General features: G+C 72.3%; 4 protein-coding genes. All 4 read left to right on the top strand.

Annotated features, from left to right (window positions below):
* Nucleotides 1-9: 9 nt before the first annotated feature.
* The 4 genes from ABZ374_RS37460 to ABZ374_RS37445 are packed head-to-tail and all read left to right on the top strand — an operon-like array spanning nucleotide 10 to nucleotide 12,054.
* A complete protein-coding gene (locus ABZ374_RS37460) occupies nucleotides 10-4,599 on the top strand; it encodes a DUF6603 domain-containing protein (RefSeq protein WP_360320110.1) in 4,590 nt (1,529 codons plus the stop codon).
* Nucleotides 4,596-7,019, top strand: a complete 2,424-nt coding sequence (locus ABZ374_RS37455; protein WP_360320107.1) for a hypothetical protein — start codon at nucleotides 4,596-4,598, stop codon at nucleotides 7,017-7,019. The genes ABZ374_RS37460 and ABZ374_RS37455 overlap by 4 nt, the downstream gene beginning before the upstream one ends.
* The gene (locus ABZ374_RS37450; protein ID WP_360320104.1) at nucleotides 7,016-10,663 is read left to right on the top strand and encodes a hypothetical protein; all 3,648 of its coding nucleotides are present in this window, start codon (nucleotides 7,016-7,018) and stop codon (nucleotides 10,661-10,663) included. The genes ABZ374_RS37455 and ABZ374_RS37450 overlap by 4 nt, the downstream gene beginning before the upstream one ends.
* Nucleotides 10,660-12,054, top strand: a complete 1,395-nt coding sequence (locus ABZ374_RS37445; RefSeq protein WP_360320101.1) for a hypothetical protein — start codon at nucleotides 10,660-10,662, stop codon at nucleotides 12,052-12,054. The genes ABZ374_RS37450 and ABZ374_RS37445 overlap by 4 nt, the downstream gene beginning before the upstream one ends.
* The last annotated feature ends 16 nt before the right edge of the window (nucleotides 12,055-12,070 follow it).

Here is a 12,070-nt window from a genome sequence, read left to right as displayed (position 1 = left end):
GAGGATCCGATGGCCTTGTCCGTGGCGGAGTTGCGGCTACTGTTCGCGTCGTCCGGTCCCGACTTCTCGGTGTCCGCGGCCCTGTTGGGGTTCGAGGCTGCCGCACGTCTGTGCGAGGCGTACCTGGGGGCGGACAGCGTCGAGGTCTCGCAAGCCGTGTACGACGCCCCGGAGTTGACGGTGCGCGGCCGGATCGGCCTCGACGGCGTCCAGCGTGTGGCGCGGGTGCGCTTCCTCGAGGGGCCGGTGGAGGGCGGGGAGCCGGTGGTGGTGGGTGTGGAGGTGGTGGCGGAGGCCGAGGGGTGGGTGGTCGAGGACCCGGTCGAGGCCGCCGCGGACCTGAGTGCCTGGCAGGCGATGGGGTTCTCGTCGGCGTGCGCCTTCTTGTCCGCCGGTCCGGGCGTGTCGGGCGTGGCCTGCGAGGACGGCACCGCCTACGGGGCGAGCGTGGGCGTGGGCTTCCAGGTGTCGAACCAACGGGAGTACGTACGTGTGCTGATCCCGGACGTGTTCGGGGCGGTGAACCTGTCGGCGGATTTCGGAGCCGGCTTATCGCTCGGGTCGGCCGAGACGTTGGGATCGCTGCCGTTCCTGAAGGACCTTGCGATCGGCGATCTGGATCTACCGGAGCCGATTGAGGACGTCCTCTCGGCGATCGTCCTGCGCAGCGTGTCGGTGGCCTACGACCGCGACCCGTTGACCCTACACCGCACCGAGGCGGTCCTTGCTCTGGCGTCGGACACCCCGGCGTGGCCGGTGATCCCGGGCTTTCTGGTCCTGGACGGCTTCGACGGCCTGGCCCTGGCGGCGACGCGCGAGTCGGGTCCGTGGCGGTTGTCGGCGCGTCTGGGCGCACGCTTCGTCGTCGCCGACAAGTACCGGATGCGGGCCTCGGTGGCACTGCCCGAGCAGCGGATCTCCGCCGTCCTGTGGGAACCGGCCGACGGTGGCGACCTGATCGGCGGCCACCTGGACGGGACCGGCCTGGAGAACGGAGCTGTCAGGGTCGTCTCGCTGCGGGTGGACTGTGACATCCCGGCGAAGACGTACTCCCTAGCCCTCGCCCTGGACACCCGGTGGACACCGGTGGAGGGCATCACCCTGGAGGGGGTCGAGCTGCGCCTGGCGGGACAGGCGAGCGCGACGATCCTGGACGCCTCCCTGGTGGGCCGATTCGAACTCGCCGGGGTTCCGGTGGTGTTGGAGGGCTTCAAGAACGCGTCGACGTGGGGTGTGCGCGGCACCGCCTCGGGGATCGACCTCGCGGACTTCGCCGGCTGGTTCGGCGACCTGTTCGGGGAATCCCTGCCGCCAGTGGCCGACACCATGGAACTGAGCCTGGTGCGCGTGTCCTTCGACAGCGCCCGCTCGGGCCGGATCGAAGCCGCAGGCCACCTCCCCCTGTCCGACACATGGCTGGACTTCACCCTGGTCGCCTTCGTGTCCGAACAGGCCGGTGTCCGCACGGTCGGCTTCGGCGCCGAGGTCCGCACCGAGGTGACCATCGACGACACACCCCACCTGATGGTGTTCAAGGGCGAGATCACCACCGGCACCGGAACCCGGCTGCGCCTGTCGTGGGAGGCGGGCGAGACGGACGGCGGCATCCCGCTGCTGGGGCTCGCGGAAGGCTTGGGATTGCCCGTCGACGAACTGCGGGACCTGTGGCCCACCGCACTGCAGCCGAACCTGCGATCAGTGGGCATCACCTACGACAGCGCCGCCCGCACCACCGTGATCGCCGCCGAATTCGGCCAAGGCGCCGTGGTGTTCGCGTCGCTGCCCGATCCCGCCGACGCGGCGAGGTCGGTGTGGATGCTGCAGGTGCGGGCGGACGTGGGCGCGGGGCTGTCGGACCTGCCGCTGCTAGCTGGGGTGATTCCTCCGGAGGCGGACCTGCGGCTGGTGGGGGTGCGGGCGGTGTACGCCTCCCGCGACGTGCCGCCCGTGCTCCTGGACCGCGCGAACGAGCTGGTGGCCGAGTCCGGCGCCACGCTGCCGCTGTTTCCCAGTACCCCGCCCGTCGCCGGACAGCCGCCGAGCGGTTTGCGTCGGGGCGCGTTGCTGCTGGTGGACTACCAAATCCCCGGGAGCGTGCCCGCGTCCTTGTCGATCGCGCTGGGCTTTTCCGCCCCCACGCTCGCTGCGCCCGGGCATCCGGCACCCCTCGCCCTTGCAGCGCCCGCGCCCTCTTCGGTACCGCAGGGCTCGGTCGGGGACCTTGCCGTGCCACCGGCCGACGATGCCGCCGTCCTGGAGGGCGTGGTGTGGCCTGCCGCAGCCGGCGAGGCCCGGGCCGCGCCGTCGATGGCGTCGGCGGCCGATCCCGGCACTCCCGGGGCTCCGCCTGCGGGTGCGCCGGGGGCGTGGTTGGACGTGGGTCGCTCGTTCGGTCCGTTGCATGTGGCGCGTCTGGGCCTGGCCTACACCGAGGGTGTGGTGTGGGTGATGGTCGACGCCGCGTTCACCGCGGGTGGTTTCACGATGGGCGTGGACGACCTGGGCCTGGGTTTCGATCTCGGGGACGCGCTGGCGGGTAGCCCTCCGGCGGTGCACACGCGCCTTTCCGGTCTGGGGGTGGAGTTCCTGCGGCCGCCGTTGCGGATCGCGGGCGCGCTGATCGACAAGACGCCGCCGCCGGCCGGGTTCGAGTTGATGGTCGGCGGGATGTTGGTCGTGCAGATGCCGCAGTTCGGTGTCACCGCGGTCGGGGCGTATCAGCGGCGCACGGACGGGTTGACGTCGCTGTTCGTGTTCGGCCGCGGCACCCTGGCGCTCGGCGGGCCGCCGCCGTTCCGGGTGACCGGCGTCGCGGCCGGGTTCGGCTACAACAGTGGTCTGCGGATCCCGGGCCCCGACCAGGTCGCCGACTTCCCGCTGCTGGGCGAGTTGGACACGACGCAGCCCACCGACCCCATGAGGATGCTGGACGATCTCACCGGGACGTGGGTGAGTGCGCGCGAGGGCGGGGTGTGGTTGGCGGCGGGTCTGGACTTCACGTCGTTCGAGTTCGTCCACGGTCGGCTGTTGTTGATCCTGGAGACCGGCGACGGCCTCACCCTCGCCCTGGTCGGCACGGCGCGGGCGGCGTTCCCGCCGGTGGGGAAGGCGTTCGCGCCGGTGGGGAAGGCGTTCGCGCAGGTGCAGTTGCAGTTGCGGGTCGTCTACAGCTCCAAGCGCGCGGAGTTCGCCGCGACCGCGTTGTTGTACGACTCGTTCGTGATCGACCCCTCGTGTGTGCTCACCGGCGGGTTCGCGTTCCACATGTGGTTCGACGGCAGCCCGCACGCGGGGGACTTCGCCCTCACCCTGGGCGGCTATCACCCGGGATTCACCCCACCCGCGCACTATCCGCAGGTACCCCGCCTGGGCTTCACGTGGTCGTTGGGTTCGGTGTCGATCTCGGGCACGTCGTTCTTCGCGTTGACCCCCTCTGCGGTGATGGCTGGCGGCACCCTGGACGTGCGGTACTCCTCGGGGGCGTTGAACGCGTGGCTGTCCGCATACGCGCACCTGTTGATCAGCTGGAAGCCGTTCCACTTCAACGTCGGCATCGGGGTCTCGCTGGGGGCGTCGCTGAAGGTGTTGTTCGTGACGCTGCGCGGGGAGTTGAGCGCGTCGTTGGACCTGTGGGGGCCGCCCACGGGCGGTCGGGTGACGGCCAAGTTCACGTTCGTGCGGGTCACCGTCACGTTCGGCCCCGGCGAGGCGAAACCGCCCCCGTTGTCGTGGTCGCAGTTCGCCGAGTTGCTGCCGCCACCCGACAAGACGCTGCGACTCTCGGCGAGCCAGGGCCTGCTGGTGGACGCCGAACCGCCCGCCGGACGCGCCGCGGGGGATCCGGACGCGCCGTGGCTGGTGGACGCGACCGGCTTCACCTTCCTCGCCGAGACGTCCGTGCCCGCGACCTCGGTCGTCTTCCAGGACCACGCCCCCGACACCGGCGAAGACCTGTTGCACATCCGTCCGATGCAGCGGAGCGGGTTGACGAGCGTGTTCACCGTCAAGGTGACCCCGGACACCCTGGCGGTGCCCGCGTGGTGGCGGGCAGCCGACGGGGCGTGGCGGGCGCAGACGGTGCTCGCGCCGGTGCCCACCGCGTTGTGGGGACCGCCGAACCCGAGCGAGGACGCGATGCTCGACGCCGACGAGCGGCTGCTGCCCGCCGGGCGCACCGGCCTGAAGGTCACCGTCCCGCCCCCGGAGCCGACCGGTACTCCGCTCGCGCCGATCGCCGAGGCCTCGATCGCCTACGAGGACCTGGAGGACGTGCAGAGTCCTTTGGATCCGGCCGCGCCGCCCGTGGGCGAGCGGACGCGCCTGCCCGACGCGGGCACTGGGGTGGCCGCAGTCGCCTCGGGCATCGCGACGCCCGCCACCGCCCGGGCGCGCACCGACCTCCACACCGCGTTGGCCGGCCTGCTCGCTCCCTTGCCGGACGCGTCCCTGGTCGGTTTCGCCGCGCACGCCACCGCCAACGGACTGCCCGCCGACCCGCTCCTGTTCGCCCCCACCACCGACGGCGGCGCCCGTCCCGACGTCGCCGGTGACGCCCCCGGTGGCATCGCGGGCGGCCCGAGTCCGGTGGCCGCGCCGTGACCGCTGTCGACGACGAGAAGGAGGGCCCCGTCATGGGTTCGCCGGTGCACCAGTCGCCCCCCGCGCGCGATCGGGAGGTGTCGTTCACGCTGCATCTGTCCGACGACCTGGTCCCGGCCGTACGCGCGGGCAGATATCGGATCACCGCCTCGCAAAGCATCGACGGCGTCGACACCGGCGATCATCTGCAGGACGCCGTCCGCCGGTTCGAGGTCCGCGCCCCGCAGTTCCTCCTCCCGCCCGACATGGTCCACGCCGTCAACCCCGCCCCGGACAGCGCGGGGGCGCTGTCGCGGACGCTGCCGCACCTGACGTTGAACAGGAACACGTTGCCGTGGCTGCGCGGGATCGTGCCCGGCGAGGTGGACACCGGCCCCGTCGAGCCGCGCCCGCCGTGGCTGGCGCTGCTGGTGTTCGCGCCGGGTGAACTGCCCGGCGACCCGAACGCCGTCGGGGAGGTCGACACGATGTCGATCGGCGACCTGACGGACTCCGCCACCCGAGAGCCCGACGTTCTGGCCCCGGCCATCCCGCCTAAGCAGGTTCAGGGCGATCCCGCGATCGAGTGCGAGACCATCCGCATCCCGGGTGAGGTGTTCGTCGCGGTGTGCCCGCGCGAGGACGAACTGGGTCACCTCGCGCACCGCCGAGCCGTGCGCGCGGACACCGCGCTGCGCGGCGAGGAACTCGCCGCCGGCGACTTCTCCGTCATTCTCGCCAACCGCATGCCCAACCCGGCCGACGGTCGCCACGTCGCCCACCTGGTCTCCCTCGAAGGCTGCCGGGCCGCCCTCGACACGGTGCGCGACGGTCGACCGCGGGACGTGCGCCTGGTGTCGCTGCACCGGTGGTCGTTCGAATGCGTTGCCGACGGCCACGTGGGCTTCGAGGTCCGCGTGAACGACCTCCTGCGCGACGACGACAACGGCGAAGCATTCCGTGACCTCGCCCTGCGCCTGCCGGTCGAGGACCCCGCCGACGCGATGCCTCCCGCGCAAAGGCGGGCCCACGACCGGCTCCGCAACGGCTGGGTGCCGCTCCCGTACCACGTGGCGTCCGGCGAACAGACCTACGCCTGGTACCGCGGCCCGTTCACCCCCACCCCCGCCCAACCCCTGCCCAGGCCCGCCCCCCTCGACGGCTGGACCGACGCCGGCCAACTCCTGGCCTACGACCCCACCTGGGGCGTACACGACACCGCCTGGGCCACCGCGTGGAACCTGGGCCGATCCCTGGCCCTGGCCGACGACGACTTCGGCTCCGGGCTCAGCGCCTGGCGCAGCCGCGCCCGCTACCGCGCCGCCACCCTGGCCCAACGCCTGGCCGGCGCCGCCCCGGACACCGACGACGCCGAACTCCGCGCCCTGGTCCAACCCCGCGCCCGCGACCGCGCCCTCCAGTCGATGGCCGCAGACGGGGCGGCGGCCCGCCTGCTCGGCGCACTCGACGACCCACCCCAAGCGACTGGGACCACGCGAGGCACCCGAACCACCCCAACGACCCCTCCCGCGGCCGCGTTGCACCGTGTCCTGACCCACGAGCGGACCCGCCCGGTGCTGCGGGAGACGCTCCGTGACGCGCTGGAGGAGACGGGCGCGCCGATCTCGGCCTGGTTCGCACGCCTGCGCCTGCTCCACGACGTCCCCTTCGCCCACCTCGTCCCGGACGAGGACATGCTCCCCCCGGAATCCCTGCGCCTGTTCCACGTGGACCCCGGATGGATCACCGCCCTGCAGGCCGGCGCGGAGAGCCTGGGTGTCACCGGCACCGTCGACGTCGAACTCGCCGCGCTCGCCGCGCCCTGGGCCGCACAGACCCGCACCCCGGATCCATCATGGCCTCGTGCGGGAATACTGATCCGCTCCGCCCTGGTCCGTGAGCACCCGGAGTCGGTCGTCCGCGGATGGCGTGCCAAGGAGGGGGCCGGGAACGGAGACGAGGAAGACGGCAGGGAAGCCGTGCGGTTGTTGCGCCGTAGCGTGCTCGAACACGACGTTCTGCTGGTCCTGTTCGACCAAGTGCCCGACGTCGTCGAGTTGTCCGAGCCGCCCGAGGGCCTGTCCTTCGGCATCGACACCCACCCCGTCGACGACAAAGGCATCCCGGTGATCAACCTGCGCAGCCTCGGCACGGGCGAGGTGCCGATCGGGGGCACCCTCGAAGGCAAGTACCTTCCCCAGGACCCCGGCGAGGTCGGCGTGGAGAGGTATCTGCGCCCCGACGCCTTCGCCCGGCGCGTGCTGGACCTGCGCCCCGGTGCCCCCGACGGCCTCGTCCGGGCGCTCGGCGCCCGCCTCGCCGAGGCCGGTCAGCCCGGTCACGCGACGCCGTCGCCGGCCGTGTTGGCCCTGCAACTGGTCAACGCGCCCTTCCGGCAAGAGATCCACACCCACCTGCCTCCGAAGGGGAACGCGCCATGACCGATCCGACTCCGCTGTTCGTCCCCGTCCAGGTGGACGCCCTGGTCGTCAACGACCAGGTGCGGATGGGGGAGGCGTTCCAGCGCTGGCAGGCGAACTACGCGCTGACCCGGCTGCGGTTGTCTCCCGAGCCGCCGCCGTTCGGGAACATCGACACCGACTTTGCCATCCGACCCGGACGCAACGGCGTCTACCTGCAATGGCAGTTGCCGCAAGCCCTCGCGCACGGCACCCAGGACCACCCGGACGCCGACGTCGCGTTCCCGCTCGTGCCCAACCGCTGGCTGGTGGTCCGCACCCACGGCGCCCCCGGCAGGCCCGAGCGGGCGCAGACGGCGTGGATCGTCGAGAGCGACCACCTCGACCCGGCTACCGGCACCAGCCCCTACGCCCACCGCGACGGCACCATCACCCGCATCGGCCGCCGCGTCGCCCTCGCCGACGGCCCGTGGACCGAACCCGGCCCACCCGAGGGCGGCGACCTGTTCCTGACCGCCGTGGGCCCCGGCCTGCCCACCTTCGCCGTCTACCAGCCCTACAACGAGGACGTCTTCTCGATCCACGACACCCTCACCGACCTCGACCCCACCAAGGAGTGGACCGTCGGCTACCTCGTCGCCGGCTGGTACAGCGACCCCACCCAGGACCCCGTGGCCGCGGCCGGCGACGGCATCGACGAACTCCTGCGCGCGTTCGAGTGGAAGGTCTCCCCACGTTCCGGAGGAGCCGTCTCCCGCAGCGTCTACCACGGCACCGTCCTGGGCGTGAGGTGGCACGGCACCGGCCCCGCGCCGGAGTCGGCACGCCCGGACCTGGTCGCGGTGGCCGTCGGCCACAACAGCGCGCACGCCTCCTCGGTGTTCCTCGACGAGGCCGAACCCCCCGACGCCCCCGGCCTCGCGGAACTCCTGAACACCTGCCAACGCGGCCTGCTGGACGCGGTCGACGAACCGGACGGCGAATTCACCAAGGCCCGCACCACGTTCACGTCGTGGTTCACGCCCACCCCGGCGGGCTACGCCTGGACCCTGGAAGCGGACCCGAACGCCCCCGACGAGCCGCCCGCCGCCCGACGCCGCCGGGCCCGGCGCACCCACACCGACTTCCTCGCCGGCCTCAACACCGCGCAGGCCGAACACGACGAGGCCGCCCGCGACCTCGCCGCCGCACGGCGCCGCGTCTACGACCTGTGGTGGGCCCAAGACCTGCCGATGGTCCCCGAGTTCGACCCCGACGACGTCCTGCCCGAAGGCGCCTACCGCGGCGAGGCGACCGAGCGCCTGCGAGCCGCCGAGGCCGAAGCCGAGCGCCGCGAACGGGCCCTCGCCGACGCGCGGGCGAAGATCCCCTGGGGCAGCACCCAGGACGAACTCGACAATGAGATCACCGCCTACGCCGGCGACCACATTCCCGGTTTCGTCCTCAAACGCGACGTCCTCCCCGACCTGTACCGGCCCGCGGAACCCGTCGTCGCCCTGCGCCGCTGCCGAGAGGACCAACAGGCGCGCCTGGCCGCAGAACAGGGCCTGTACTGCCGGCGCGCCCACGAACTCGTCACCGGCGTCCATGTCGACCCCGAACGCACCGACCTCGTCTCCGCCCCCACCAACGCGATCCCCACGCCGCCCAACCTCCCCGCCCAACCGCGTGAACTCGCCGCCCTGCTCGCCGAGTTCTTCCACCTCGACCCTGCCAACGCCGCCGCCCTGGCCACCGCCGCCGGACGCCCCCCGGCCGACGTGGAGCGCCTGCGCCAGGCCATGGCCGACCCCGCCCGCCGCTCCCACGGCCTGCCCCCCGCGCTGGGCACCACCGCGTGGCAGCAGCCCTGGTCACCGCTGTTCTTCCAGTGGGAGATCGACTACTACCCGATCGCCTACGCCGACGGGGACGACATCGAGGACCCCGCACGCGCCCACTGGACGTTCGACGGCAACCACTACCGCTGGAACGGCACCGGCGCCGCCCCCAACCCGCTGACCCTGCGCGGCCGCCAATTCCTGACCCCCACCCCCGCGCAGACCCTCGCCGACGCGCTGCGCCACGCCGCGGACGATCGCGGCGGGGAATACGCCGACCTGCTGTACGCCCTCGCCGACCAAGCGGGTGAGGCGGACCTGATCTCGCAGACCCTGGACGGCTTCAACGACCAACTCCTCGCCCGCGGGGGCACCCAGGCCGTCCATCTCGGCGGCGACTCGCGTATTCGCGATGCCGCAGTCGGTGAACAGATCGCGCGCGGTCTGCCGCCCGACCCCGGACCGCTCCCGCGCCCGTTCAGCGGCTGGCCCGCCTCCCGGTTCCAGCAGATCCGATCCGGCCAGTTCGCGTTCACCCGCCTGAACGTCGTCGACCGCTTCGGCCGCGCCCTGCCCGTGGTGATCCCCGACGAACTCGAACTCCGGGACACGATCGGTCAGGGCACCCCCGCACACGCCTTCCGGCCCAGCCTGCCCGGCGACGTCACCCCGGGGCTGGACGAGAACGGCGAACCGATCACGGTGGTCGACCGCGACCGGGGCCGCTTCGTCGAAACCAAACCCCGACTGCCCCAACCCGCCCGCACCCGCCTGAACCTGCTCTCCGCCCGCGACGACACCCACGTTCTCGACGACGAGGCCGCCGCCGACGCCATCGGCGCCTGGCTCGTCCCCAACCACCTCGACCGGACACTGCTGTGCTACGCCGCGGACGGCGCACCCCTGGGGTCGGTCGCCGCCACCGTCATGCCCGACGGACGAACCGTGCCCCACTGGCGGCCCCTGCCCGGATCACGCCATCTCGTCCCGGGCGACCTCGCCGACGAACACGCACATCTGTACGCCCTGGTCGTCGAGCTGCTCGCGACGGACCGCACGACGCTGCGCACGCTCCTGCGCGGCGTCGACCGGGCGTTGACCACCATCGCCCCCAACGGCGACCAGGACCCGCCCACCACCGTGGGCCGCCTCCTGGGCCGTCCCCTCGCCCTCGTGCGCGCCCGCGTGCGCATCGACCTCGACGGCCCCACCTACCGGGACCCGTCGTGGCGACACCTGCTCGACCCGCCCGACCCCGAATACCCCCGCTACCGCTGGCCGGTACGCATGGGCGAACGCGACGAACTCGGCGACGGCCTCGTAGGCTACTACCAGGAACGCGACTACACCGGCCTGCACACCGTCCTCGACGAAGCCGACCTGGCGGATCTGGACGACGAACACGACTACCTGCGGCCGATCGACGCCGGCCACGGCCTCGCCCTGCCCGCCCGACCCCCGCGTGAGCACGACCCGAGCAGCGCCGCGTACGTGAGCCTGCTCCTGGACCCGTACGGCGCCGTGAACGCCACCACCGGCATCCTGCCCACCGCCCGACTGCGCGTGCCCGCCCGGGCGTTCGAGGAATCCCTGGGCGCGATCGAGGCCGGCTTCCGCCTCGACCCCGTGTTCACCGTCGACGCCCCCGACACCGACACGTTGATCCTGCCCCGGCCCTCCGACCGGCACGGCACCTGGACCTGGGCCCAGAGCGCCCCCGCGGATACCTGGACCACACACCCCACGCGGCCCGCCGACGCCGCCCCGGCGTTGCCGCATCCCCGCCCGATCCTGCGCGCCGGGTATCTCCAACTCCGGCCGTCCGAGGAAGGACCCACGCCGTGACCAGCGAGTTCCCCGAACACCCGGCCCACGCGATCGTCTCCGGACTCCTCGACTACGCGATCGTGTCCAATCCGTTCCCGCTGCAGGCCAGCGCGCCCGCCGGCGAGGCGACGATCGCCCGCCTGGACATGGTCGTCTCCGCCCCACCCGGCGACCCGGTCACCTGCAGCAGGATGGAGATCCACCTACCGATCGGCGACAGCGCGCAATCCCTCGTGTCCACCGCCGACGGCATCACCACCACACCACCGACCGGCTGGACCGGCACGGTCACCTCCACCGCCACCGCCACCGCCACCGTCACGTTCACCCCGCCCGGGAACTCGTTCGTCTTCGACCAGGACGGCGTCGTCGCCTCCATCGGCGGACTACGCATCAACAAGGAACCGGGCAACGCCGAGGTCCGGATCACCGAGCATCCCGTCGCGGTCAAGTCGCCGATCGTCCTCGTCCTCGCGAAACATCCCCACCGGCCGCCGGTTCCCGCCGGTTCCCCGAACCGCTTCTCCGCCCGGCGCTGGGCGGACGACACCCTCAACCCCTCACCCGCGACCGAGGTCACCGCCGGACAAAAGGTCACCCTGACCTGGCAACACCGACCCGACGTCGAGCGATACCTGTTCACCCAACCGCTCAACAGCGACCTCGCCGCGACCGGGCACGACGTCACGCAGGCGACGCGCTGGGACTCCGCACCACTCCTGCGCCCGACGACGTTCACCCTGCGGACCAAGGTCGTCGAAGCCGGCAAGACCACCTACGAATACGACACGGTGACCGTCACCGTCGACACCCCGACCTACGCCGAACTCTCCTCGAGCGGACCGATCCGGGCGGGCGCGAGCGGCACGGTGGCGTTCCTGGACGCGGTGGCGGTGCCCGGGAGCCTGACCGTTGACGGCGCGATCACCGCCCGCGGCGGCCTCACCAGCGAGCAGACGTTCACCACCGAGGACAGGCTCACCGCCCCCCAGGGCATCACCGTCCAAGGGCCCGCCTCGGCCGCCGCGAACTCGAGCGTGCCCGGCGGCGAGGTCACGTCGGCGGGCATCATCACCAAGGACCTCACCGCGAAGAAGACCGTCAAGATCTTCGGCAGCATCACGAACTCCCGCACCCTGGGCAACATCGAACCCGTCGGCAGGGGCCGTACCGACACGCTCGTGCTCGGATACCTGAAGCCGGGCACCGCCGGCGCGCACCAGAGGGCCACCCTCAAGGTCGCCGATCGCCAAGTCGGCTGCGGCAGCTCGAACGTACGCCCGGCAAGCGCGGTCTTCCTGCCCTTGCGGAAGGGCGAGCAAGCGACGGTGGAAGTCAGCCCCGGTACGGCGACCAACCCCGACGCGAGCAAGATCTTCGTCGCCACCTTCGGCACATCACCCATCTGAGCAGCCCGTCACCCGA

Source organism: Embleya sp. NPDC005971 (assembly GCF_040629175.1).
Classification (GTDB): Bacteria; Actinomycetota; Actinomycetes; order Streptomycetales; family Streptomycetaceae; genus Embleya.
This window is presented reverse-complemented; position numbering and strand designations above follow the sequence as displayed.

Bases quoted from the DNA above. Each gene is read 5' to 3' on its own strand.
- ABZ374_RS37460 (WP_360320110.1), top strand. From the start codon at position 10: ATGGCCTTGTCCGTGGCGGAGTTGCGGCTACTGTTCGCGTCGTCCGGT.
- ABZ374_RS37450 (WP_360320104.1), top strand. From the start codon at position 7,016: ATGACCGATCCGACTCCGCTGTTCGTCCCCGTCCAGGTGGACGCCCTG.